The organism is Candidatus Blochmannia sansabeanus (nom. nud.) (assembly GCF_059935345.1).
In genome coordinates this window covers 285,440-311,697 of record NZ_CP011795.1, presented here as the reverse complement: position 1 = coordinate 311,697, position 26,258 = coordinate 285,440, and the positions used below count along the sequence as shown (strand labels likewise).

General features: G+C 27.4%; 19 protein-coding genes. 8 read left to right on the top strand and 11 right to left on the bottom strand.

All coding sequences use genetic code 11. The features are described 5' to 3' along the window. Nucleotides 1-45 precede the first annotated feature (45 nt). From recC to prfB, 5 genes are all read right to left on the bottom strand, one after another. On the bottom strand, nucleotides 46-3,444 hold the full coding sequence (gene recC, locus Bsans602_RS01370) for an exodeoxyribonuclease V subunit gamma (protein WP_500837318.1): 3,399 nt from the start codon (nucleotides 3,442-3,444) through the stop codon (nucleotides 46-48). 82 nt (nucleotides 3,445-3,526) lie between these two features. Then, nucleotides 3,527-4,384 carry a prolipoprotein diacylglyceryl transferase gene (gene lgt, locus Bsans602_RS01365; RefSeq protein ID WP_500837317.1) on the bottom strand — a complete coding sequence of 286 codons (858 nt, stop codon included), beginning with the start codon at nucleotides 4,382-4,384 and terminating at the stop codon, nucleotides 3,527-3,529. A 1,259-nt stretch (nucleotides 4,385-5,643) separates the two neighbouring features. Next, nucleotides 5,644-6,912, bottom strand: coding sequence for a diaminopimelate decarboxylase (lysA, locus tag Bsans602_RS01360; protein ID WP_500837316.1), 1,269 nt, complete (start codon nucleotides 6,910-6,912; stop codon nucleotides 5,644-5,646). Nucleotides 6,913-7,060: 148 nt separating this feature from the next. Next, nucleotides 7,061-8,584 carry a lysine--tRNA ligase gene (gene lysS / locus Bsans602_RS01355; protein ID WP_500837315.1) on the bottom strand — a complete coding sequence of 508 codons (1,524 nt, stop codon included), beginning with the start codon at nucleotides 8,582-8,584 and terminating at the stop codon, nucleotides 7,061-7,063. Next, a protein-coding gene (gene prfB, locus Bsans602_RS01350; RefSeq protein WP_500837314.1) for a peptide chain release factor 2 occupies nucleotides 8,584-9,691 on the bottom strand; the annotation gives its coding sequence in 2 pieces (ribosomal slippage) (nucleotides 8,584-9,636 and nucleotides 9,638-9,691; 1,107 coding nt in all). The genes lysS and prfB overlap by 1 nt, the downstream gene beginning before the upstream one ends. A gap of 467 nt (nucleotides 9,692-10,158) precedes the next feature. On the opposite strand from prfB, the gene ygfZ reads away from it, so the two are divergent. After that, entirely contained in the window at nucleotides 10,159-11,172 is a 1,014-nt protein-coding gene (ygfZ, locus tag Bsans602_RS01345) for a tRNA-modifying protein YgfZ (protein WP_500837313.1), read from the top strand. 20 nt (nucleotides 11,173-11,192) lie between these two features. Here ygfZ and Bsans602_RS01340 read toward each other — a convergent pair whose 3' ends face one another. Next, on the bottom strand, nucleotides 11,193-12,419 hold the full coding sequence (locus Bsans602_RS01340; RefSeq protein WP_500837312.1) for an FAD-dependent monooxygenase: 1,227 nt from the start codon (nucleotides 12,417-12,419) through the stop codon (nucleotides 11,193-11,195). Between the two features lie 24 nt (nucleotides 12,420-12,443). Further along, a complete protein-coding gene (ubiH, locus tag Bsans602_RS01335) occupies nucleotides 12,444-13,634 on the bottom strand; it encodes a 2-octaprenyl-6-methoxyphenyl hydroxylase (RefSeq protein WP_500837311.1) in 1,191 nt (396 codons plus the stop codon). 723 nt (nucleotides 13,635-14,357) lie between these two features. On the opposite strand from ubiH, the gene zapA reads away from it, so the two are divergent. Further along, nucleotides 14,358-14,702 (top strand): cell division protein ZapA, encoded by a 345-nt coding sequence (zapA, locus tag Bsans602_RS01330; RefSeq protein WP_500837310.1) that lies wholly within the window; start codon nucleotides 14,358-14,360, stop codon nucleotides 14,700-14,702. A 123-nt stretch (nucleotides 14,703-14,825) separates the two neighbouring features. Beyond that, nucleotides 14,826-15,437: a 5-formyltetrahydrofolate cyclo-ligase gene (locus tag Bsans602_RS01325; RefSeq protein ID WP_500837309.1), complete on the top strand. Its 612-nt coding sequence runs from the start codon at nucleotides 14,826-14,828 to the stop codon at nucleotides 15,435-15,437. Nucleotides 15,438-15,692: 255 nt separating this feature from the next. Here the strand turns inward: Bsans602_RS01325 and rpiA are convergent, their stop codons facing one another. The 4 genes from rpiA to speB all read right to left on the bottom strand — a co-directional run bounded on the left by rpiA (nucleotide 15,693) and on the right by speB (nucleotide 20,488). Further along, nucleotides 15,693-16,349 (bottom strand): ribose-5-phosphate isomerase RpiA, encoded by a 657-nt coding sequence (gene rpiA, locus Bsans602_RS01320; protein WP_500837308.1) that lies wholly within the window; start codon nucleotides 16,347-16,349, stop codon nucleotides 15,693-15,695. 336 nt (nucleotides 16,350-16,685) lie between these two features. Continuing rightward, the gene (fbaA, locus tag Bsans602_RS01315) at nucleotides 16,686-17,768 is read right to left on the bottom strand and encodes a class II fructose-bisphosphate aldolase (RefSeq protein ID WP_500837307.1); all 1,083 of its coding nucleotides are present in this window, start codon (nucleotides 17,766-17,768) and stop codon (nucleotides 16,686-16,688) included. 108 nt (nucleotides 17,769-17,876) lie between these two features. After that, on the bottom strand, nucleotides 17,877-19,052 hold the full coding sequence (locus Bsans602_RS01310; RefSeq protein WP_500837306.1) for a phosphoglycerate kinase: 1,176 nt from the start codon (nucleotides 19,050-19,052) through the stop codon (nucleotides 17,877-17,879). A gap of 518 nt (nucleotides 19,053-19,570) precedes the next feature. Continuing rightward, nucleotides 19,571-20,488, bottom strand: a complete 918-nt coding sequence (speB, locus tag Bsans602_RS01305; protein WP_500837305.1) for an agmatinase — start codon at nucleotides 20,486-20,488, stop codon at nucleotides 19,571-19,573. A gap of 753 nt (nucleotides 20,489-21,241) precedes the next feature. On the opposite strand from speB, the gene metK reads away from it, so the two are divergent. The 5 genes from metK to Bsans602_RS01280 all read left to right on the top strand — a co-directional run bounded on the left by metK (nucleotide 21,242) and on the right by Bsans602_RS01280 (nucleotide 26,241). Beyond that, entirely contained in the window at nucleotides 21,242-22,408 is a 1,167-nt protein-coding gene (metK, locus tag Bsans602_RS01300) for a methionine adenosyltransferase (RefSeq protein WP_500837304.1), read from the top strand. 535 nt (nucleotides 22,409-22,943) lie between these two features. Next, nucleotides 22,944-23,525 carry a YqgE/AlgH family protein gene (locus Bsans602_RS01295; RefSeq protein ID WP_500837303.1) on the top strand — a complete coding sequence of 194 codons (582 nt, stop codon included), beginning with the start codon at nucleotides 22,944-22,946 and terminating at the stop codon, nucleotides 23,523-23,525. Then, nucleotides 23,525-23,953, top strand: a complete 429-nt coding sequence (gene ruvX / locus Bsans602_RS01290) for a Holliday junction resolvase RuvX (protein WP_500837302.1) — start codon at nucleotides 23,525-23,527, stop codon at nucleotides 23,951-23,953. Before Bsans602_RS01295 ends, ruvX begins: the two co-directional genes overlap by 1 nt. 907 nt (nucleotides 23,954-24,860) lie before the next feature. Continuing rightward, nucleotides 24,861-25,916, top strand: coding sequence for an A/G-specific adenine glycosylase (gene mutY, locus Bsans602_RS01285; RefSeq protein WP_500837301.1), 1,056 nt, complete (start codon nucleotides 24,861-24,863; stop codon nucleotides 25,914-25,916). Between the two features lie 64 nt (nucleotides 25,917-25,980). Then, complete coding sequence (locus Bsans602_RS01280; RefSeq protein ID WP_500837300.1) at nucleotides 25,981-26,241, top strand: oxidative damage protection protein; 261 nt, start codon at nucleotides 25,981-25,983, stop codon at nucleotides 26,239-26,241. Nucleotides 26,242-26,258: the final 17 nt, after the last annotated feature.

The window sequence follows — 26,258 nt, the reverse complement described above, 5'->3', positions numbered from 1 at the left end:
ATTTTTTAAGTATTTTACAATTGACACATCATATATTTTGAGTTGTTATATTATTCTATATTTCATCAAATTGAACAGGTAATGTTCTGCGGTTGTAGTAATTTTTGCAATATCTTCTTCACTTAAGTCAAATGGGATAATTTTACGTAAGTAAGGATCGTTACTCTCTCTAAACAAGGAATATTTAGTACCTTGCCAAATTTGTATTAGTTTTCGACACGCTTTTTTTTGACAAGAAGGGTTCGAAGATATTTTTTTAGTATTCCAATCAAATATATGATTCATCCAAGCTCCTCCAGACTGATATAATAATAGTACTGGTGTATTCATCCCGGTACAGTAACCTAATATTAAAATTAGTAGTAACTTTTTTGCATGCAGTTTTGAGAAATTAGGGAAATGCCATACATCATCAATACCAAATAGTCTACTATCTCCTTTTCCGCCTATAGCACAATATGTTATGTGCTCTAACCATAATAATAATATTTCTTTCATAGAAAGACACTTAACTGTCCAACGTATTAATCCATTTTTTTGAATTGTAGTTAATTGTCCAATCAGTTCAATCGTATTAAATACTAAAGAAATATCTAAGTTATGTTTTTCGACATAATGGTATTTCTTTATTTCATTTGCTAATACTGTCATTTTTGAGTGTTGTCTCGTCCAAAATAGTTCTCCAAATGCGCCGTAAGGTAAAATTCCAGAAACGCATATACTATTATATAATTCATTGATATTTTTATCATAGATTAAATAGTTAATTAATTTCATATTTAGTTTATAGCGATTCAAATCATCTACAGAGAAAGGTTCATCATTTAGTAATTTTAATGTATTTTGATCAAAATACACATTTAAACGTTTTTGAAACCACATGCGTACTGGATGGCGATAAAAATTATATAAGTCTTTAAATATTATTTTTTTTATGGTATAATTGGGGATTTGGGTATTGAAATTTTGGCAGATTACTGAAGTGTTAAGTGTACTAATATTTAGTGCAGGTAGCCATTCTGCAGCAAAGCTCTGTTTATTACTATCAGGATTAAAATTTTCAGGAGAAAAAGGAAATGGAGTATGCCATGTGCATAAACGTTGGCGTATATATTTTATATTAATATCTATTTCTATATTTTTATGTTCTTTCAAGTAAAAATTTAAAGCAATATATTCAAAAAGTTCATTAATTAACGCAGAAGGATAACTTATAGTATTATCATACATTGAGTGTTCAATAAAGCTAATATATATTCGTTCTTGAGCTATTAAAAATGCTAATAAAAATGAATAACAATCTTTTTCATATATATTATTGTCATTTTTCTGTGGGTTTTTAGCTATTAAATTAAAGTCTGGTAGTATTATATTACGAGGGAATAAGTGATCATTCATACCTAAAAAATATACTATCTTACAAGGAATACAGAAAGTTGAAGTAATATCACAAAAATTGATCACATTTGGTATAAATCGATGCATTATTTTATTTTTTTGTAATGTGTGACATAGTTTTTCTCGTAAAGCTGTTACACTGACTGGTTGAGTATATTCTGCTTGTATACCTGATTCTAATACATTTCTACAAGAATCTTTTAATAAAAGTAAAATTTTGTTGTCTTTTGAATCTGGATAACCATAATAAAAAAAATCATCAATTAACTCTTTAAAATAAAATATCCATTTTTTCAGAGTGTAAGGGCGATTTAATCGATCTCTCCACTTTTTTAATGTGTTTAAAAATTCTCCTAATTGACCGATAATATTAGTATGTTCTCTGATTGTGAGATCATCATATGGTAAAATTTTTTCCCATATTTTATTTTGGGTTTTTATAGCATAACCTAATAACATTCGAGTTAATCCAAAATTCCAAGTATTTTGATTAGTAATAGGAAAATTAAAGTTATACATAGTGAAATTATCAAGACCCCATCTAATACCAGATTTAGATATCCATTGGCTTAATAACTCAATTTCTTCTTTACTCATATTAAATCGAGCAGCAATAGATGGTACTTTTAAAAATGATAAAATTTCTTCAGAAGTAAATCTACTAAATGGTATATTAAGTATATTAAGAAAAGTTGATATAATCGGATGTGTATTTTTTTGATGATTATCTGCAATGCTGAATGGTAAGTGTCGACCCTGTGTGTTATTAAACACAGTTTGAATCGCTGGTGCATAACGGTGTATATCAGAAGCCATGATTATGATATCTCCTGGAGTCAACAATGGATTATTTGTAAACATTAATAATAAATTGTTATGTAATACTTCTATTTCTCGTTGAACACTATGGCAAATATGACAAGTAATCGATTGATCTGTTGGAGCTAGAATATATCGTTGACGGGATTTTGATGTTAGAATATTGTCGTAAGTTTGTGTATTTATTTTACAATTATGAAATTCATAGATATCTTTTTGTATAATGTGAAGTACAGAATCTTTTTTGGGAATGATAAATGATTCTAATTCAATTTTGTTGTTTAATTGAGCGAATAGAAACGAGGTGTTACGAGCGGTATTGCTCCATGAGTGTAACAAAGGATGGTTTATATCAGTATGATGATTGCTTCTGTAAGTACAATCAGAAATGGATGAAGATGAGTGTAATGAATTATTACCGTGTAATTGGTTTGTTTGTTGTGTGACAGCATATGAATTTTGGTAAGACATATCATTAGGATTATGATAATAAGGACTGATAAACCATAAATAAATATCAATGTGATAACTTAAAAATTTCAGAATTTTACAATATATAGGAGGTATAGATGTTATTCCAAAAATAAATATTCTACTTGGTAAATCCCAATTTATTTTTTTTAAATTTTTAAGAAAATAGATACAGCGTTGTAGGGGGTTTATATTACTATTTGGTTCTTGTTGATTGTATTGTATTTCTTCTAAGAAATAACGCCATATTTTTGATTGCCAAATTTGATGTGTATTATCTAAATAATCTATTATTTTATTAGATTGCCAACTATTCAACCAATCTGGACGATATATTAAATACTGGGTAAATAGGTTGACAAGTTGTTCGGAAAATTGACTAATTTTTTGTTGATTTATGTCATGATTCAGGTATTTTTCTATAATAGGGCAATTTTTTTGAATTTGTGGTTGAGATAATATTTTCATAAATTTCCAATACATAACAGAACGAGAAAAATTTTTATCCATAGAACCATCAGGTTTTATATTATTAATAATATTCTGCTGTATAAAAGACGTTAAAGTCATAAATGTGATGTTGCATGCGATACCAAAGTGGTTGGCTAGTTCAATTTGTATCCATTGATCTATAATACTATGTTCTGTTAATATTATTTCAGATTGCATTGGATTAGATAATAATTTATTCGATATGATGTTGATTAATAGTTTTTTAAATGAATTCGCTTGATTAGAATGGTAAATAGTAAACATTTTTTATAGATTATTACAGTAAAGAAGATATGTTGTATATATATTTCTGCCACATGGTTTTAGTTTTTATGATAATTTTTAGTTATATGCGATAGCCTTTATAAGAAATATACATTATAGCTATTCCGCATATGATCATAGGAAACGATAAAATTTGACCCATAGTGGCTATGTTGTAAATTAATCCCAAATGACTATCGGGCTGACGAAAAAACTCTGCTATAATGCGAAAGAAACCATAAAAAATGAGGAATAATCCAGATACACTACCTACAGGACGTGGTTTATCAATAAACATATTTATAATAATAAACAAGATTATTCCTTCTAAAAACATTTCATATAATTGAGATGGATGGCGAGGTAGCGCGCCATAATTATCAAATAGTAATTGCAATTTAGGGTGATTTGGTAGTATTAATAAATCTTGATATATAGAATTAGGAAATAACATAGCCCAAGGAATGTCAATAGCTATTCGGCCCCATAATTCTCCATTAATAAAATTTCCCAATCTACCTAGGCCTAGTCCAAATGGTATCGCCGGAGTTATAAAATCTGATACTTGGAAAAAAGTTAAATTTTTTTTATAAGAAAACCACATAATTGATATAATTACTCCTATTAATCCACCATGAAAAGACATACCTCCTGTCCATATCTTAAAAATCCACAGTAAGTTTTGAGTGAAAAAAGACCATTGATAAAATAATACATATCCAATACGACCACCCAATACAACACCAAAAAAGCATAAAAATAATAAATATTCTATGTCTTTGTTAGTCCATGAAATATTATTAGTGTGTTGTGCACGATATAACAATGACCACATAGCGTAAATAAAACCTAACCCATACATCATGCCGTACCAATGTAATGAAATAGGTCCGATTGTACAAATTACCGGGTTACACGTGTGATAATAAAAATACTGCATATTTGATGATATGTAATGTTCTAAAACATATTCATTATTAGAATCGGTGTTCAACTTACACTAAAATATTGAGATGTTTTAAAATTAATAAAAATTTAATTTATACTCAGATATATTTTAATTAAAAGTTCATTTAATTTTTTATTAAAAATGCTTTATAATATCTTATTTCTTATAAGATACGATAATTTAATTTTAGGATATTATCCTATTAACAAATTCTTTCATTACTTTTCCATTATATATATTTTAAAAAATACAACTCGACGTATAGGATACCACAAACTGATCCATTGCCAATTATCAAATGTGTAATCCTTATTATTTTTTATGTTAATTTTCGTATCTTGAGATAAAAACTTTAAATATAAACCAATTTGTTTTATCCAAAACAAATTGGTTTATATTTTCTAGAGGATTAATTTTTTAGGTAATCTATAACATATTCAATATTGTGTAGAAGATAAAATGCATATATCTTGATAATTTAATCTTATTTCTTCAAATAGTTTTCTATACATTACTGTGTTCTGGTTTTTCACTGAAGTTCGTTCCACTTTGAGGAAATTTCTGACAATAATGTCGCTTGCATCTTCGCACCCATAATATCTATTTGTGAGTATTACATAGCACAATGCTGACATTTAATCCGATAACTATTACTATCAATCACTGGATTTCTTCAGTTTTATTGAAATATTTTATTAATTTAATAAATATTATGAAAATATGTGATTACCTTATACAAGATAAGATGGGCATCATTAATTATTATTATTAAAGTATATAATAATTATTTATGTTATGTATTGTGTATTTACTAATACCATTATCATATAACTAAATATATATTCTATATGTTATCTTGCAATTAACTGTAATTCAAGAATTTGAATATAGTTTTATGTACTTAATTAATTAATGATGTTTATAAAATATTTCATTAAAATTTGGTTATGATGAAATTAAATGTGTTATTTAGATAACTAATATTATTAATAATTAATGGTTGTTTGCAATAAGAAAACATAAAAATGTATGAAATACATACTGTATTTTACAGTTTATTATTTTTTATTTAAAATATACGTAGTCAAAAATTATTGTTAAATACAATGAAAAATAAGATTACTGCAATGTTAATTACATTGAATTAAAACTTTAAAGGATTAAGTTATTGACTTAAGTATATAAAAAATTTACGTGATATAATATTTGTTAATAACATTATTTAATAATTAAAAGATTTTTATATGAAATTATTCTGTTATTTCCAACATTAGCAAATCTTCTAATTTTTGCTTTCGGCGAATTTGGCGCATTTTTCCATTTTCAAACAGAACTTCTGGTAGCAGTGGGCGAGTATTATAATTAGAAGACATTGAGGCACCGTATGCACCGGTGTCGTGAAATATTAAATAATCTCCTACTTTTGCTGAATAAGGTAGCTTACGTGTCAATATTGTTCCGTTCATGTTTTGTGTGAAAATATCTCCAGATTCACATAGTGGGCCTCCAACAACAGTGTCACGTAATCCTTCTAAAGTAATATTTCGATGATCTCCGGGTATTAATGACATACGATGATAACTGCCGTACATTACTGGACGCATTAGATCATTATATCCTGCATCTATTAGTATAAAATGACGACAACCCATTTCTTTTACTGCTCTAATTTGTGTAATCAATATTCCTGACTCAGCAACAAGAAAGCGACCAGGTTCTATTTCTAATTTTACTGAATGTCCTAAATGTTGGCTAATACGTTTTCTTGTATCATCCCATAAATGGAAATAATGATTTACATCCAATACTGTATCATTATGTTGATACGGTATTGTTAATCCTCCTCCAGCAGAAATAATCTGTATATCTGTTTTATATTTCAATATTTGTTGGGCCATCGCACTACATACTTTAGATAAGTGGTGATAATGTACTCCAGAACCAATATGCATATGAAGCCCAACTAACTGTAGATGATAATGATCGACATAAGAGAGAGCAGTTAGTATATCTTCATGCCAAATACCATGTTTACTATTTTCTCCTCCAGTGTTGGTTTTTTGATTATGTCCATGCCCAAATCCGGGGTTAATACGTAACCATATTTTATGCCCAGGAGAACAAGCTCCCAATTGTGCCAGCATATCTATTGATCCTGCATTAACAGTAATATTTAATTTTGATATTTTAAATAATGTTTCTTCTTCTAAAATATCAGCAGTAAAAACTATTTCATCACTTTGTTTGCCTGTGTTGAAACCAGCTAATAATGCCCGCTTAATTTCTCCTAAAGAGACAGCATCTACTTTAACTCCATGACTGCGCATTAATTGTAGAATATGAATATTAGAACAAGATTTTTGAGCAAATCTTATAATATCGAATTGTTTTAATTGTGTAATACGGTTGATTATAACTGATGCATCATATACCCATACTGGCCCTTTATATTTTTGATGCAATTTTATTAAACTTTTATGATTAAGGATATTCATTTGACTTATGATATTACGTATCATACTATATTTATTATCTCATTGGGATATGATTTAGTATTGAAACATTTCAAAATTTTATCACTGAATATAGTTAAATGTAATTAGAATATAGATTTGCATTATTAAAATTATGTGGTGTTTAATGATTTTAGTTATATATATAAGGGTTTTATTTTGGACGAAGTGTAGGAAACAAAATTACATCACGAATAGTATGTTTATTGGTTAATAACATGATCAACCTATCGATTCCTATTCCAATACCTGCTGTAGGGGGCAATCCGTATTCTAACGCAATCAAATAATCTTCATCATAATTTGTGTGAATGTCATTGTTTTTGTTATTTTTTTCTTTTGCTTGTTTTAAAAATCGTTCTTTTTGATCTTCTGGGTCATTTAACTCTGAAAAACCATTTCCTATTTCTTTTCCAGCAATAAAGAGCTCAAAACGATCAGCAAGTTTTGGATCATTATCGTTGCGACGTGCTAATGGAGACATTTCTATTGGATAAGAAGTAACACAGGTTGGTTGAATTATTTTTTTTTCTACTATTTCTTCAAAAATAACCATGTGTATTTTATCTAATGTCCAGTAATTATTGATTGTAATTCCAAATGATTTTGCAATGGAAATGGCAGTATGTATATCGTCTACGTTTTGGGATCTAGTTTCTGGTAAGTAACAATAAATTGCTTCTTTTATACTCATTTGAGTAAACGGATTATTAAAATTCAATTCATAATTTCCATAATGAACTATGTTGCTACCTAGCACTCGCTGTATTACTGAACGTAGTAGATTTTGTATTAAAATTATTATATCACGGTAATCGGCATAAGCCATGTATACTTCCATCATTGTGAATTCGGGATTATGATAGGAGGATATTCCTTCGTTACGAAAATTACGATTTATTTCAAATATTCGCTCGAAACCACCTATCACTAGTTTTTTTAAATATAATTCTGGAGCAATACGTAGATATATATCTATTCCTAATTTATTATGGTGTGTAATAAAAGGGCTGGCTATAGCTCCTCCTGCTATTGTATGCATCATTGGTGTTTCTACTTCCATAAAATTATTTTTTTCCATAAATTGACGTATTTCGTAAATAATTAGAGAACGTATTTTAAATATTTTTCTTGTGTCTTCATTAATAATTAAATCTAAATATCTTTGACGATATTTTGTTTCTTGATTATTCAAACCATGAAATTTATCTGGTAAAGGACGTAATGACTTAGTTAATAGTTTAATTGCTTTACAATGTATCGACAACTCTCCAGTACGTGTTCTAAATAGTGTACCGCGCGCTCCTAATATATCCCCTAAATCCCATTGTTTTACATTCTCTTCATATACATTCGTTGCTAATGAATTAGCAGTAATGTATAGCTGCATGCAGCCATCAATGTCTTGTAAAGTTATAAAAGATGCTTTTCCCATGATACGTTGACTTATTATTCGGCCTGCTATATTTACTTCAATGTTTAATTGCATTAATTCTGTGTTAGATGTATGTTTGTATTTTTTATGTAATTGATTAGAACTGGCATCACGACGAAAATCATTTGGAAACGCTATACCTTTTTTACGAATTTGAGATAGTTTTTTTTTACGAATACTTAATTCATTATCGATATTAAATTTTTGATATGGTTGATGTTTTGAGTGTACATATTTAGGCATTATAAATCTCGCTTAGAATATTTTTTGATACTAATTTGTATAAAATCATCTAAATCTCCGTCTAAAACAGCTTTGATATTACGTTTTTCAAAACCAGTACGTAAATCTTTAACCCTAGAATTATCTAAAATATAAGATCGTATTTGATTTCCCCAGGTAATATTTACTTTATTATCTTCTCTCATTTTTTTTTCATATATTTTTTTTTGTAATTCAAGTTCATATAATTTAGCCTTTAGTTGTTTCATTGCTTGGTTTTTATTTTTATGTTGCGAGCGATCGCTTTGACATTGAGTAACGGTATTTGTTGGTATATGTGTGATTCGTACTGCAGATTCTGTACGATTAACATGTTGACCTCCTGCTCCAGACGCTCGATAGACATCACAACGTAGATCTTCTGGGCGAATGTGAATATTGATGCTATCATCTAATTCTGGGTATACAAATACTGAAGCAAATGAAGTATGGCGTTTTTTAGCGGAATCAAAAGGACTTTTTCGTACTAGTCTGTGCACACCAGATTCAGTACGTAACCAGCCATACGCATGTGGCCCAATAACCTGAACAGTAGCAGATTTAACCCCGGTTATTTCTCCTGGAGATTCTTCAGTAATATCGGTTATAAAACCTTTATGGTCCATCCACCGTAAATACATACGCAATAACATACCGGCCCAATCTTGTGCCTCTATGCCCCCAGATCCTGATTGAATATCGATATAGCAATTAGTATGGTCATATTTTCCTATAAACATACGACTAATTTCTAATTGAGATAATGTACGTTCTGAAGCAATTAATTGATCATGAATTTCGGTAAGTAATCTGTCGTCATTTTCTTCTGTTAATTTTAGTAAATTATTTAAATCCATTAAGCTTGTATAAAGTTGATCAACAATGCTAATAAAAATTTTTAAAGAAGAAGATTGTTGACTGAGAAGTTTTGCTGTTTTAGGATTTTTCCAAATATCAGGTGATTTTAATTTGGCGCTAATTATTTTTAAACGTTTTTTTTTGAAATTATAGTCAAAAATCATCCTTAAACTTAAATATTCTATTTAACATAAGTTGAATATGTTGTTTAATAAGTTTTATGTCTATCATAAAAATTTTGTTCCTCAAGTCGTATGGGTTTTAAACAAAAATTTTGATATATAATGATATATTCATATCGTAATATCCTATCATATAAGATTAGTTTAATCTTTAATTATAGTTTATTTAAATTTATTATACAGTTTTAATGTAAATAACTATGTTTATATTTTTATTTGTTTTGTATTAAGTAATATTTTAATGACTACATATTTAATCAATAAATAGCATTTTCGGCTATTAGCATATATGCTATACCATATATGGATATATATTTATTATTTAAATCATTTACATAAAGTGAAAAACTGATAAATTATTTAATTATAAAGTTAATTATAGATCATAATAATCAATATTTATAGAAAATGTAATCTTATTATTTTGAAGTATGTAAATGTTTAATATATTAATATTATATAGTTTATAATGTGTAATCTTTATTAATGTTTTTATTTATAAGGAGATATATTATTTTGCCTAATATAGTCTTTTCGAAGCAATGCCCTGTATCTTCAGCAGATTTACCATTAACATTTATATCTTTAGAAAAATGGATCTTAGTGAGATTGTGTGGACAAGATGTGATACAATATTTACACAACCAATTTACTTGTAATATTAAAAGTTTAGATGAACATGAATATAGGTTTTCAGCATATTGTAATCCAAAAGGGAAAATGCTTAGCAATATGTACGTTTTTCATCTTAAAAATCAAGAAATGGCGTTTATCGAACGTCTAAACGTATGTGAAAAACAGATTGCAGAAATGAGAAAATATATAGTTTCTTCTCATGTTACCATTATTCCTGATTATGACGTTATACTTATCGGAATTGCTGGAGCAAATGCAAGAAATTATTTAAGCATGTTTTTTTCAGTTGTACCAACCCAAAAAAATACAGTGGTGCATGATCAAGATGTTACTTTATTATATTTCAGCGCTCCAACAGAACGTTTTTTACTAATTATTAATAAAAAATCAATACTAGATCATTTGTTGAGCAAAAACCAGCTTTATTGTATGCAATTTAACGATAGTAGTCAATGGGCGTTGTTAGATATAGAAGCAGGTTATCCAACTATTGAATTAGTAACTAGTGAGTTATTTGTGCCCCAGGCAGTAAATATGGATATATTACAGGGGATTAGTTTTAATAAAGGTTGTTATCTTGGGCAAGAATCTATTGCACGTGTTCAGTATCGTGGGAAGAATAAGCAAGAATTATATCGATTAATAGGGACCATTGATTATAAGAGTAAAAACAACATTCCAGCGGCTGGTGATTGGATAGAATTAAAATTAAATAATCAATATTGGAAAAAAATTGGTGTCATTTTACAATCTTGTCAAATTAAAAAAAATAATGTGTGGTTGCAAGTAGTATTAAATAGACCAATTTTAAATTCCTCAGAATTAAAAATCATAAATATGAAAACTCATGATAGTTTTATTTTTTTTATCATTGATTCTAATAAATTTAAATAATTTTTAATTATATAAATTTTTTAAGGATAATGATCTTGTAGCAACCATTTTGGTAAATCATTTAAACCCATAATGTGATGTAGTATATGTATTTTTAAATTGGGCACGGTATTGATGAGATAAAAAATAAAATGTTGCATATTTTCTAAGAAATAATTCTTATCATGAAGTAACATATGAATATATGAGGTGTGTATTAAATTTTTAGTGATCCTACGTTTTATACTGTATTCATAATATTTTAAACAATTATAATGTCCAATATCTTTGTTGTTTTTTTTTAGTTTCTTTAGATAATTTGATAGTACTGCTGCATCCATAAGTTCTGAATTGATATTTTGAAAAAATAAAGGACATATAAGATATGCGGCTTTTCCTAGTAGTATTAAACGATGATTTATAAAATTATGCGCATATTGTATTCTTGGTATAAAAATTTTATGTTTTGTATTATTATGTATTATACATTGACCTAATAATATGTTACAGATCTCAATTAGATCATAATTAACACATTGAGCGGAGTTAGAGGCATATAAGTATTTTTTAGCTGCATGTGGGGGTAATAACCAAAAAACAATGGAAAAATGTGTATTTTTTAATGGTAATAATATTAACAAACCATCATTGTGAATAATAAAACGAAGAGTGTTTTTGTGACTTTTTTCAGTACAAATAATAGTTGTCAGTCCATAATATTTGGTATCTTTAAATATTAATGAAATACTTGCATTTTCTCTTATGAAAGAATCGACTCCATCTGAACCTATTACTAATTTAGCTTTAAATATATAATTGTTATTTACTGTAATAAGCACGAAATCTTCATGATAATTTATTGCCTCAGGTAAATATGAGTTAATAAATGTAACATTTCTTAATTGTCGCGCGCGATTAATCAGAGCCTGATATATTAAACAATCATTAATAATATATCCTAGTTCAGGATATCCTAAATAACCGGAATGGAAAACGGTTTTTTTTATATCGTTTTTTTTAAGAATTTCTAATTTATATAATAAACTGGAAAAGCGTGCTATATTCCAGTTCCAGATTTTTAGATACTGAAGTATTTTTAAACTGGTGATGTTAACGAAAGATGTTTTAATATCTCGTTGATCTGTTTCAGAAACATTTAAATAACTTTTATTGTCTATGATCGCAATACGAAAACGATCATTCAACCCACAAGCTAATGCTAGTCCGGAAATTCCTTGATTTATAATAAGTATATCAAAATTTTCCACATTACTTTTCAATTTAATAAAAGATTAATCGGTTTTCCAATTTAATATTGTATTGACTAAAAGATGTTGCAGAAAGCTACTATAGCTAATAAAAAATAAACCTACATTTCGAGCAATAATTAATGGTAGATAATGATTACTGAATAAACGTACTAATCCATCGGTGATTTTAATAGTTCTATATTGATCTAAATATCTGTGTTTCTGATATGTATTTAATACGGAATAATCTCCAATATCTATGTTTTGATATAATGCTTGTGTAATTATTTTTGATAAAACTACAATATCACGTAATCCAAGATTAAATCCTTGTCCGGCTATAGGATGTAAATTTTGAGCTGCATTTCCAACTAATGCTAATCTATGACTAATGTGGCTTTGAGCACGTGTTAGCCAAAGATCATAAAAATATCGTGTTTCTATATTTAAAATTTTTCCTAATTTCCACCCAAATATATTTTGTAGTTCTTGAGAAAATTTTTTTTTGTTCCATGTAGATACTTCTTGCTGTTGTTTATTAGATATACACCAAATTAAAAAACTAAAATTATTAGACATAGGCAACATAGCTAATGGTCCATGTTCTGTAAATTTTTCAAAAGCTCTTCCAAAATGAGGTACTTCAGTAGTAATTTTAGAAACTACAGCAATTTGTTGATAATTATACCTAAACCATTTTATACCGCAATTAGTAGCTAATGTTGAATAAGCGCCGTCTGCTGCTACTATTAATTTTGAAACTATTTGATGACCATTATCTAAAGTGACTATATTTTTTTTTTTTTCGCGCTCAATTTTTCTTAAAGTAGCAGGACAATATATGGTTACACTTGATTTATTTCGTAAAAAATCAAATAACTTTTTTCTAAAAATATTTGACTCAATAACATAACCTAGTTCGGATAATTGATGATTTTGGGCATTGATAGATACTTCATGTAATCTATTATATTCACTAATTTCTACTTGTTTTATAACAGTAGCGCAAGAAGATAAAATTGAAGCTATATTAGTTCGCATCAATTCATAATAGGCCCCTCGTGATAATGCTATTACATGAGGAGGACATATATTCGAAGATAATTGTGTATCATACAAATAAGGAGAGTGTTGTTCTATTAAAGATATTTCTAAATCTCCTTTAGTTAGTTTAAATAACATGAACGCTAGTATCGTTCCTGTCATTCCTCCGCCATGTATAATAATAGACATAAAGTGTTTATTTAACGCATAAATATTAAAAATTTTAATGTTGAAAAACTATAACATATAAATTAGTATGATGAGATTTAATATGTTAGTGTTCAGCGTATTTATTACATTATAGCCACTATTAAGTGTGGTACTTAAACTATATTGTATATAATTTAAAATATTCTGATAGAAATTCATTATTTAATTGCAAAATGTATATCGATTGATTTTAATTTGGTAAAATTATTGACTTGTCATAGATAATAAAATCTATGCATATCATGATGGTAAAATATATAAAATATTATATATTACTGGGATATAGTTGTGAGTTATTTGCTGTGATAACAAATGATCTTATGTTTTTAAGTTAAATTAGTGTTTATTTGTAATAATAAATTATTCAGTATTTTTGATGTATTGTAGAATTTATGTATATAAGTATATTTATTTAGATTTATTTTCTAAGCTAATTTAGCTATATAGAGATGATATGAAAATTTGTATATGGTCTATATGCAGTATTTTATAAAGTTTTTGAGATACTTAATTTTTAGATCATATTTAAATAAATATTAGTTATGTTAATTTTTATAAAATTTTCTGATGAATCGGGGGCTGTTTTGATTTCTGTTTAAGATTGACAAGAATATAAGTTTTACATGTATACAAACTACATGACATAAATTATTATGTTGTACGATTATTGAAATATAAGATAAAATTCTAGGGAAGAAATATATGCCTGAAAAGCCAATAGATATTCAAATTTTTGGTCGAACGTTGCGAATTAATTGTCCGTCTAAACAAAAAGATGCTTTAAATAAGGCGGTAGAAGATTTGACTAAACGTTTACAGGCTTTAAAAATTAAGACAAGAGTGACTAATGCCGAGCAATTAGTATTTATAGCTGCTTTAAATATATGTTATGAATTAGCCCAAGAAAAATTGAAAACACGTGAATACGCAGCTAATATCGAGCAGCATATTTTGTTATTACAAAAAACAATCGAAGAAGCTTTAATTACTCACGCTCATATTACTGAACGAGTTGATGGAACACTAGAATGTTCTAAACATATATAGATTATATTTGTTGTATTAAACGATAAAACAATAACCATGATCAATGTATTATACCTTGTTTTAATCTTGTGTTAAAGTAAGTAAAGGTATTATACATTTATATATTCCACGATAGTAGATAATATGTATATTTGTCATAATAAATTATATAAAAAATCTATTCGTGAGTATATGCGTATTGTACGCCGTTCTTTGACATTTCAAGAGCAACATACAGCCGCTCAACTAATCACTAATAAACTTATGACTATGGATTATATACATAAATCAAAGCATATAGCAATATTTATTGCTTTTGATGGAGAAATAAGAACTTCTCTACTTATTCGAACCTTGTTATGTATGCATAAAAAAATATATTTACCAGTTCTACCTAATGCAAAAGGTGAATGTTTGTTATTTTTACGATATACGTTTTCAACACCTCTCATATATAATCGTTTAAATATATATGAGCCTGTATGGAATATCAATTCCATTATACCTATAGAGAAACTGAACATTATATTCGTTCCGTTAGTTGCATTTGACAATTATGGAAATCGATTAGGTATGGGTGGTGGTTTTTATGATAGAACCTTAAAAAACTGGAAAAATCAGAGTAATTATGTTCCTATAGGACTAGCATATGATTTTCAAAGAATACCTACTCAATTACTTCCTATGGAAAAATGGGATCTCACGCTACCGGAAATTATCACTCCATCTTATCGTTTAATTTTAGATATTTATTAAATAATATATATTTTATGCTATAAAGTTATACTATTATTTTAGTAGTATTTTACTTCTGTAGATAAATTGTATTTTCTTAAATATAAATAGTTAATTTTTACAATTTTCATAATGCATGTTAATTAATTCAGTTTTTCCAGATTTTTCTGATTTTTAGCCATACTAAGAATATAGATTAACCAGTATGACTAAAATTTAAACTATTTTAGGTGTATATATTTATTTAAAATTACATACACTCAGTATATTAAAGAATTAAATGATTGTTTTTATACCTTCTTTTGTTCCAATTAATGCGATATCTGCTCGTCTTTGTGCAAATATGCCAACACTCACCACTCCTGGAATATTATTAATTTTTGTTTCTAATAACGATGCATTAGAAATTTTCATATTGTATACATCCAAGATATGATTGCCATTTTCAGTAATTACATTGTGTCGATATTCTGGTAAACCACCTAGACGTACTAATTCTCTTGCTACTAATGAACGAGCCATAGGAATAACTTCTATTGGTAGTGGCCCACGTCCTAATATATTTACTTGTTTACTACTATCAACAATACAAATAAATTTTTTAGCTGCAGCAGCAATAATTTTTTCTTTGGTTAAGGCTCCGCCTCCGCCTTTAATCATTTGCATATGAGTATCAATTTCATCTGCACTATCAACATATACATCTAGCTCATTCAAATTATTGAGATTATATATAGGAATACCCAATTTTTTTAATTGATTGGATGAATAGTTTGAGCTAGAAACTACACCTTCTATTCTTTCTTTTATACTATTTAATGCTTCAATAAAATATGTAACGGTTGAACCTGTGCCTATTCCTATAATTTTGCTAGATTGGATGTATTTTAAGGCTGCCCAACCTACTGATCTTTTTAATTTATCTTTTATCATATTGTACCTATACGTGATGTATATTATATATTTAGTGCGTATTATTTTTTAATCTATTATTGCTGAATTTCCGACAAGGATTTTATTTACTATAGATTAAAAATGATATTTAATGCGAATTAAATTTATACGTTGTGCTATTATATTATAATACAATGTATGGTAATTTTCTGATTTGAACAACAGATTTTATAATTTATACTGATTTTTAAATTAAATATTATTTATAGGCATAATCAGCATCTTTTATCAGATTAAATTTTAAATGATTTCGATTTTATCGATGTATAAATCTGTTTTAATATGTTTAAAAATGTTATGAATAAAAAATGATTATTATAAAATGTTGGTAGCGTTTAAAGTAGAAAATATTCTTTCTAAGTATCTAACCATTGATTTTTGTCCTGCACGAATCCAAACTCGTGGGTCATAAAATTTTTTGTTTGGTTGAGCATGTCCATATGGATTTCCTAATTGAGTTTGGAGATAATTTTTATTGTGTTGATAATATTTTAAAATTCCTTCCCAAGTAGCCCATTGTATATCAGTATCAATGTTCATTTTTACAATACCATAATTGATGGCTTCTTTAATTTCTTTTTCTGTAGATCCAGACCCTCCATGAAATACTAAACTTAAAAAGTTATTAGGTAATCCAAATTTTTTAGAAACATATTTTTGTGATTTCTGTAGTATTTTTGGGTCTAATCGTACATTTCCAGGCTTGTATACACCATGAACATTTCCAAATGATGCAGCTATAATAAACCGTGGGCTGATAATATGTAATTTTTCATAAGCATAGGCTATATCTTCTGGATTTGTGTATAAAAGTTCATGATTTAAATGATGATGATCAATGCCATCTTCTTCCCCTCCAGTACAACCTAACTCTATTTCTAAAGTCATATTTAATTTATCCATACGACTTAAGTATTTTGAGCTAATTTCTATATTTTCTTTTAACGATTCTTCAGATAAGTCTATCATGTGAGATGAAAATAATGGGTTGCCGGTTTTATAAAAATGTTTAGATCCTAAATCTAGTAGAGCATCGATCCAAGATAAATTTTTTTTAGTGCAATGATCAGTATGCAAAATAACAGGGATATTATAATGTCTGGCAATATGGTGTACATGTAAACTGCCAGAAATAGCTCCTAATACTGCTGTAGAATCGTCATCTTTATAATTATTTAAACCGTATCCTGCCATAAAAGCAGATCCTTTTTTAGAAAACTGTAAAATAATTGGAGACCGCATATTAGCTGCAGCTTCTAATGCAGCATTAATTGAATCCATACCTATACAGTTTACCGCTGGCAAAGCAAAATTATTTTTCTTTGCGAGATCAAAGATTTTTTGCACATCATTCCCAGTAACTACACCTGGTTTTATAGAATCAATAATTTTAATCATTTATTTTCTTCTTTTTGATGAATATATATTCATATAGTATTATTTATATACGTGTTATATGTATCTGTATACATAATACTTATTAATCCATAATATGTATACTTTTAATTATTTAATAGCGTGTTTTTCAAGCATTTTTACTGATGGAAATGTTTTTCCTTCAATAAATTCTAAAAAAGCACCACCTCCGGTAGAAATATAAGAAATCTGATCAGACACGCCAAATAAATCAATAGCCATTAAAGTATCGCCTCCTCCAACAATAGAAAAAGCATTACTTTTAGCAATAGCATGAGATATCATTTCTGTGCCTGTTCTAAAATTTGGAAATTCAAATACTCCTATAGGGCCATTCCAAAGAATAGTTTTAGCATATTTTAAAATATCTAATATTTTTTCAATAGATTCATCACCGAAATCAAGTATTTGTTCATCATCTTTAATATCAATTACAGCTTTCATAGTTGCTTGAGCCGTTTCTGAAAATTCTGTGCTTACTCTTACATCAGTAGGAACAGGTATGTCACAATTTTCTAACAGGCGTTTTGCTGTGAATATTAGTTCTTCTTCATATAGAGATTTGCCTACTTTTTTTCCTTGAGCTGCTAAGAAGGTATTTGCGATACCTCCTCCTACTATGAGGTAATCTGAAATTTTTGACAAGGAGTCTAAAACAGTTAATTTAGTAGATACTTTAGATCCTCCAACTATTGCAACCATCGGTCTCATAGGATTATGTAATGCTTTATTTAAAGCTTCCAATTCTTTTTGTAGTAAGAGCCCGGAACAAGCTAAAGAAACAAATTTGCTTATACCGTGCGTAGAAGCTTGTGTACGATGAGCACTACCAAATGCATCCATGACAAACACATCACATAACATAGCATATTTTTTTGATAATATTTCATCATCTTTTTTTTCTCCTTTGTTAAATCGTACATTTTCTAAAATTAACAGTTCTTTTTCCATAAAGTTTGTATTCTCTAAATAATCTGTAACTAGCCGTATTTTTTTAATATCTTGATTAATTAATTGTTTTTTTAAATATTCAACTACGGGTTGTAAAGAAAATTGCATATCGTAATTTCCTTCTGTTGGTCGCCCTAGATGAGAGGCTACCATGACATATTTACTTTTATCTAAAGCTAGTTTAATAGTAGGTAATGATGCATTAATTTTTCTATTAGAAGTAATAATTCCATTTTTAATAGGTACGTTTAAATCAGAACGAATTAAAACGCGCTTATTCGTTAGGTCTAGATCACTTATTTTTATGATATTCATAATGAAAACCTTTTATGTATAAAAATATATTAACAAAATAATCATATATTAATAATAAAAATATTTTCTTTCACTATATATTATGTTTAATAATTAGGTTTATTCTTTAATAATTAATTTTTTATAATAATATATGATTGGGAATAAATTTAGGTTGTTATTAATTAATTAGCCAATCAATAACATGAAACTCTTAAAAATTAACGTAATGCAAGAGCAGCATATGGTGATGATACTGGCGATATCGATATTTATACAGGCAAAATATGAATTATTTTATAGGAATATAGTTTTATCTTCGATCAATTTAATAATAATTTAATTTTTGAATTATTTATAGATTTGATATTCCTAATTATATAGTGATTAAGTATAGTAATTAGTTAATATTATAGTATCGATTTTATATCAGTATCAAGTATTTAGAATATAATGTAATTTTATAAGTTAATATTGTTGCTTTAGTGTGGATTATTAATAATAACTATCGGACAACTAATAATATATGAAATTAATTTTTAGCTTTTTAATTTTGCTTGAGTATAAAGCATTTCTAATCCTAGTGTAGCAGCTGTCAAAGCAGTGATTTGTGCGCAATCATAGGCTGGGGCTACTTCTACTAAATCAATTCCTACAATATTTAGGTTTGTAAAACTTCGTATTAATTGTAGAACACGATAACTTGTTAATCCACCAATCACTGGAGTCCCAGTGCCAGGTGCTATAGCCGGATCTAAACAATCAATATCGAATGTTAAATATATTGGAAAAGATTTAACAACTGATTTTATTTTATTTATGACAATATCTACGCTGATGTCGTTAACATATTCTGCATCTAATACTGTAAATCCGAAATTATTTTTGTATTCAGTACGAATACCAATTTGTATTGAATGCATGGGATCGATTAATTTTTCATTTAACGCATGTAATATAATAACACCATGATCATATTTACTATCATTGTCATAGTAATCTGCATGTGCATCAAAGTGTATTATTGCTATTTTTCCAAAAATTTTTGAATATGCACGTAATATAGGCAATGTAATATAATGATCACCTCCAAGTGATAGCATTTTTTTTCCAGAAATTAATAAATGTTCAGCATGATTTTGTAGAGAGTGTACGAAATCTTGTATATTTCCAGATTTATATATTAAATCTCCACAATCGACTACATGTAAATTTTCTCGTATATCAAACCTCCAAGGCCAATGACAACGTTCCCAAGCTAAATTTATAGATGCTTGTCGAATAGCAGTTGGCCCAAACCTACTTCCTGAGCGTCCAGAAGTAGCCATATCAAAAGGGACTCCAGTAATTACCCAATCACTGTTATTATCATAAGGATTGAATTCTAATGGAAATCTTAAAAACCCAAAAGCATTTGAAAACAAAGAGTTATCATATTGATAATTTAAAGTATACATATATTTCCTGTGTTTAATTAATATTACAAACGATTCATTATATATAAAATATAGTTTTGAGTAAAACTAAATAGAATATTAATATAAAGTAACAATATTTAATATTTATATTACCTATTGGTAAATTGAATATAAATCAGTGTATGACCTATAAATTTTAGGAGTCTATTTAAATTAATTTAAACATGAAGCATGTAGTGATATCTATATAATATGTTATATTTATTATTTATAATTCAATAATTTGATTTATAGATGATGAATTTTATAAATAGAGTATATTGTAATTTGTTATTAATTTTAATTATTTTATAAACATAAAGATATTTTCGAAAAATAATAAATAAGATAGGTTTTATTTGCGTAGTTAGTAGGTATTTATTAGAATTTGATGATTAATTTTGAAGGATTATATTATGTTGGGATATATTTGTGATGTTTAATAAACTAATTTAAATATATATTTGATGATGAAAACGAATAAATGTAAATATTTAAAGATTAATATGATTCTTAGTATAAACAATAGATAAAAAGTAGTTCTATAGTAGAGGTTTGTATAAACAAATGTAGTTATAATTTATTAATTAAATAATATTTAGATTATTTTTTAAATAAATAAAATAAATGATAGTATTTTAATACTCGTATGTAGATTGGTTTTACATGTAGTTTATTTTAAAATATTTGCTATATGTATATCGAATGTACTGATAGTAAGTTTTATACCGTATATTTAAAGGAATACAATGAATGACGCAATATTTGTTTACATCTGAATCTGTCTCAGAAGGACATCCAGATAAAATTGCAGATCAAATTTCTGATGCTGTATTGGATTCTATTTTAGTGCAAGATCCAAAGGCTCGTGTTGCATGTGAAACATTTATCAAAACGGGTATAGTAATAATGGGGGGAGAAATTACTACTACTGCTTGGGTGAATATGGAAGAAATTGCCAGAAATACCATTCGTGATATTGGTTATGTTCATTCAGATATGGGATTTGATGCAAATTCTTGCGTGATATTAAGTGTGATTAATCAACAATCTTCAGAGATTAAATATAGTATAGATCACAGTGATGTTGTAAAACAGGGAGCGGGTGATCAGGGATTGATGTTTGGATATGCTACTAATGAAACTAATGTTTTAATGCCTGCTCCGATAACATATGCGCATCTTTTAATCAAAAGAAATTCTCAAATGAGAAAAAGTGGAGTGTTACCTTGGTTAGGATTAGATGCTAAAAGTCAAGTAACAGTTGCTTATGAAGACGGAAAGATCATCGGAATAGCTGCAGTTGTGTTATCCATTCAACATACTTGTGACATAAAATTGATAGATCTGCAAGAAGCTGTGATGGAAGAAATTATTAAACCAGTATTGCCTAAAAAATGGTTGTCTGATAATACTAAATTTTTTATTAATCCTGGTGGTTGTTTTATTGTTGGAGGACCTATTAGTGACTGTGGTTTAACTGGAAGAAAAATTATTGTGGATACTTATGGAGGCATGGCAAGACATGGTGGAGGATCATTTTCCGGAAAAGATCCATCAAAAGTAGATCGTTCAGCTGCTTATGGGGCGAGATATGTTGCTAAAAATATTGTAGCAGCTGGGTTAGCGGATCGGTGTGAGCTTCAAGTTTCCTATGCAATTGGAATACCGAATCCAATATCTATTAGTATTGAAACTTTTGGTACAGAGAAAACTTCACATGATATTTTGATAAAACTAATAAATAATTTTTTTGATTTTCGTCCTTATGGGTTAATTACTATGTTAGATTTGTTAAAACCAATTTATAGAGACACAGCTGTATATGGACATTTTGGTCGTGAACATTTTTCTTGGGAGCAAGTTGATAAAGTTGAGTTACTTCGTGATGCAGCTGGTTTAAAATTTATATCTTTGTAATATTTTGCATATTATTATTTGATTAAAGTATAATAATATTGCTAGTATGAGGTTATAACAATTTTATTTATAAATTGATAACGAGTTTTATAGGAATAGGTTTTATATTTATAAAATTACGTGAATAATTATTGTTGTGTTCTAGGTAATTTTTATTTTAAATATAGTAGAATGTAAAAGGTTTGTTTTAATGTCTATATTAGATAGATATATCTATATTAGAAAACAGTAAAGTGTATCTTTATGATGAAAGAGAAATAATATTTCACAGAGTGTACTGTATAAAAATCTATGGAATAAAAAATTATTGTAAGCACTATAATTATTTATAGTTTAATTTTAGGTAGTTCATTGTTTAAAGAAATTTTTATCAATAATTGATAAGATAATGATATCAATGTGGTGGCTATTGTGACTAATAATTAAAATTTTTGAATACAACAGTTTAAATTAATTATGGCATTTTTATAAAAATTAATTAGTTATCGTTTCTTAAACTGTTTATCTTTAGTCAAAGAGATGTATGAAATAATTTATGTTAATACATGAAATAAAAAACTTACAAAATTATTTTCTGATAGCTATGCCCGCTCTGCAAGATCCATTATTTAAACAGTCAGTAGTATATATTTGTGAACATAATGATACAGGAGCTATGGGTATAGTCATCAATAAGCTAGTTGAAAAATGTACGGTAGAAACTATATTACACAACTTAAAAGTTGTACCTCCTGCGCGAGATCCATCTATTCGATTAGATAGTCCAGTATTTTCTGGAGGTCCTTTATTAGACGATCGGGGCTTTATCTTACATACTCCTAAAAAAGGTTTTGGATCCAGTGTTAATATTTCTTCAAAAGCTATGATTACTACATCTAGAGATATTTTAGAGACCTTAGGAACTCCTAATCAACCAAAAGATGTATTGGTAGCACTTGGTTACTCTGGTTGGTCTAAAGGTCAATTAGAACATGAATTAATGGAAAATACTTGGCTTACTGTTCCTGCTAATGAAACAATTTTATTTCATACTCCTATTGTTGCTCGTTGGCGTGCAGCTGCAAAAATATTAGGAATTGATATTTGTAATATTACAGATCAAATGGGGCGCGCTTAATGTCAATTATTAATATAATAATGGCTTTTGATTTTGGAACCAAAAATATAGGAGTTGCAATTGGTCAAAAATTGACTTGTACTGTCAGGCCCCTTGCAGTATTGAAATCGCAATATGGCATACCCAATTGGGAAGAAATTAAAGATATTTATAACATATGGAAGCCAGTAGTAATGGTAGTAGGGTTACCTTTGAAGATAAACGGAGGTGAACAGCCTATTACTGTTTTAGCGAGAAAGTTTGCTAAACAATTAAAGAAACAGTTTCCTGTTATCGTCAAGATGCATGATGAACGGTTTAGTACGAGTGAAGCACGGTTGGATTATTTTGAAAATAATCGCAACTATTTATATGCGCGACAAGATATTAAAATAAATGCAATAGCAGCTGGAGTAATTTTAAAAAGTTGGTTGAATCAGTCTTTTTAAATATGAGGAATAGTATTTTAATGAACAGGTATTTTTGATGTTCAATATTAGTTTTAATAGGATTATAATTTAAAAAATTAAATAGTTATTTTATGTTGTGTTGTTTGAAAGTTTTTAATGAATAATATTAAGAATAGTATTACTACATGTATATTTATTTATAAATAGCATGATTTGTAGTATATACACAATTAATATTTTTAACTGAAAGTATAAGTAATTTTTAAAGATCTATTGTATATGCAAGTGAATATATATATTACAGAAAAATATTTATTGATTTTTTAGAAAATCATATATTTGTTACTTTTACATGATCTAATCAAAATTAAAAGGTTATGTTTTAAATTTAGATTAGCAATTGAATCGCACATATTCTATCAATTAATTTTTAATTTAAAAAGTGGTGTTTATTTTTGAATATGTATACTAATTAAGTAAATGTAAGTGTAAATAAAAACCGAATTAGTTAGGAGTTTTACGACGAATAAAAATAAACAGATATCTTACTGAAAATACAAATTAGTATAAATATTGCATTAAATGAATGCGATGCTGGTGTTTTGGTACAAATTAATGACTTATCAATAATAAAGATATATTTTGATTACTAAATATTGTGTTTTATGGATCATTAAACAATAAGGTTGTGAAATTTTTATAAGTTAATGTATTTTATATGAATGTTGTTATTTTTAAAAACTAAGTATTTATAAAATTATGTATTAACTTTTAGGTTATATTTTTGTATTTTGTTTATATTAGAATCTTATGGTTATTTTGAAATGTATCGATTGGTATTTATTTTGAGTTTGTTTTTAATTTATCAAACATCTTTTAGTAAAATTTACGTTGATTATAGAACATATTAGTTATATGTAATGCAAGTTTAATATTTTAAATATATATGACTCAGAATTTAATTTTTTCTAAAAAAATATTACTTTGGTATCAGAAGTATAGGACGCAAGATTTACCATGGCAATTGAATAAAACAATGTATAAAACATGGTTATCCGAAGTTATGTTACAGCAAACACAAGTAAAAACTGTAATTTTTTACTATAAGCGATTTATTGTAAGATTTCCAACAATTATACAATTGGCAAACGCAGAATTAGATGAAGTATTATTTTTATGGAGTGGATTAGGTTATTATGCACGGGCTAGAAATCTACATAAAACAGCTAGAATTATAGTTAGGTATTATCATGGTAATTTTCCAAAAGATTTTGATACACTTATTTCTTTTCCTGGCATTGGAAGATCTACTGCAGGAGCTATATTGTCATTAACATTGGACCAACATCATCCTATTCTTGATGGTAATATAAAACGAATATTAACAAGATATTATGCTTTTGATTTTTGTTTATTAGAAAATAAATCTAAGATAAATAACAAACTGTGGTCATTGAGTGAACAACTGCTTCCTGATAAAAGAACAGGAGTTTTTAACCAAGCTATGATGGATTTAGGAAGATTAATATGTACTAATACGTACCCAGTCTGCAAAGACTGTCCTCTTCAAGAGGATTGTCAAGCTTTTTTAAACCACAAAGTTAAACAATTTCCTAGAAAAGAACCATCTAAAAAGTTATTAAAAAAAACTATTTGGTTTTTATTGTTGTTATTACAGTGGCGTAAAGTAAAAATGATATGGCTTGAGAAAAGATCATATCAAATGATTTGGGGAGGATTATTTTGTTTTCCTGAATTTTCTAATCTTGATATGTTGAGTATATGGTTATTAAATTATAATCTACATAATAATCAACGTATAGACTTATCCATTATAAAACATAAGTTAAGTAATATTGATTTAGAAATTAGACCGATATTATTTCATATAAATAACAAGATAAATTGTAAAAAAGATGGGATCTGGTACAATTTAGCAGATCCTCCAATTGTTGGATTACCTAGACCAATTTCTATAATATTACAAAAATTGCAATTGTAATTATAATAAAAATATTGAAGAAAATTTAAATTAAAATAGCTACTGTAATAAAAGATTTATAATAATGCCTAGAATAATTTATTGCGTTTTTTTAAAAAAATATGCTGAAGGCTTAGATGATCCGTGTTATCCAGGATTGTTGGGAAAGTACATCTGTGAGCATATTTCTAAAGACGCATGGAAGCAATGGAAAAATAAAGAAATTATTTTAATAAATGAAAATAAATTGAATATGATGAATATTTCAGATCGTAGAATACTTGAAAGAGAAATGAAATTTTTTTTATTTGGAAAAGATTTTTTAGATAAAAAAATTATTAATTAAACTAATAATTGAGTATG

What these genes read in the sequence shown, in the direction of transcription:
- recC (WP_500837318.1), bottom strand. Translation starts at nt 3,444, where the DNA reads ATGTTTACTATTTACCATTCTAATCAAGCGAATTCATTTAAAAAACTA.
- lgt (WP_500837317.1), bottom strand. Translation starts at nt 4,384, where the DNA reads ATGCAGTATTTTTATTATCACACGTGTAACCCGGTAATTTGTACAATC.
- lysA (WP_500837316.1), bottom strand. Translation starts at nt 6,912, where the DNA reads ATGATACGTAATATCATAAGTCAAATGAATATCCTTAATCATAAAAGT.
- lysS (WP_500837315.1), bottom strand. Translation starts at nt 8,584, where the DNA reads ATGCCTAAATATGTACACTCAAAACATCAACCATATCAAAAATTTAAT.
- ubiH (WP_500837311.1), bottom strand. Translation starts at nt 13,634, where the DNA reads ATGTCTATTATTATACATGGCGGAGGAATGACAGGAACGATACTAGCG.
- zapA (WP_500837310.1), top strand. Translation starts at nt 14,358, where the DNA reads ATGCCTGAAAAGCCAATAGATATTCAAATTTTTGGTCGAACGTTGCGA.
- Bsans602_RS01325 (WP_500837309.1), top strand. Translation starts at nt 14,826, where the DNA reads ATGTATATTTGTCATAATAAATTATATAAAAAATCTATTCGTGAGTAT.
- rpiA (WP_500837308.1), bottom strand. Translation starts at nt 16,349, where the DNA reads ATGATAAAAGATAAATTAAAAAGATCAGTAGGTTGGGCAGCCTTAAAA.
- fbaA (WP_500837307.1), bottom strand. Translation starts at nt 17,768, where the DNA reads ATGATTAAAATTATTGATTCTATAAAACCAGGTGTAGTTACTGGGAAT.
- Bsans602_RS01310 (WP_500837306.1), bottom strand. Translation starts at nt 19,052, where the DNA reads ATGAATATCATAAAAATAAGTGATCTAGACCTAACGAATAAGCGCGTT.
- speB (WP_500837305.1), bottom strand. Translation starts at nt 20,488, where the DNA reads ATGTATACTTTAAATTATCAATATGATAACTCTTTGTTTTCAAATGCT.
- metK (WP_500837304.1), top strand. Translation starts at nt 21,242, where the DNA reads ATGACGCAATATTTGTTTACATCTGAATCTGTCTCAGAAGGACATCCA.
- Bsans602_RS01295 (WP_500837303.1), top strand. Translation starts at nt 22,944, where the DNA reads ATGTTAATACATGAAATAAAAAACTTACAAAATTATTTTCTGATAGCT.
- ruvX (WP_500837302.1), top strand. Translation starts at nt 23,525, where the DNA reads ATGTCAATTATTAATATAATAATGGCTTTTGATTTTGGAACCAAAAAT.
- mutY (WP_500837301.1), top strand. Translation starts at nt 24,861, where the DNA reads ATGACTCAGAATTTAATTTTTTCTAAAAAAATATTACTTTGGTATCAG.
- Bsans602_RS01280 (WP_500837300.1), top strand. Translation starts at nt 25,981, where the DNA reads ATGCCTAGAATAATTTATTGCGTTTTTTTAAAAAAATATGCTGAAGGC.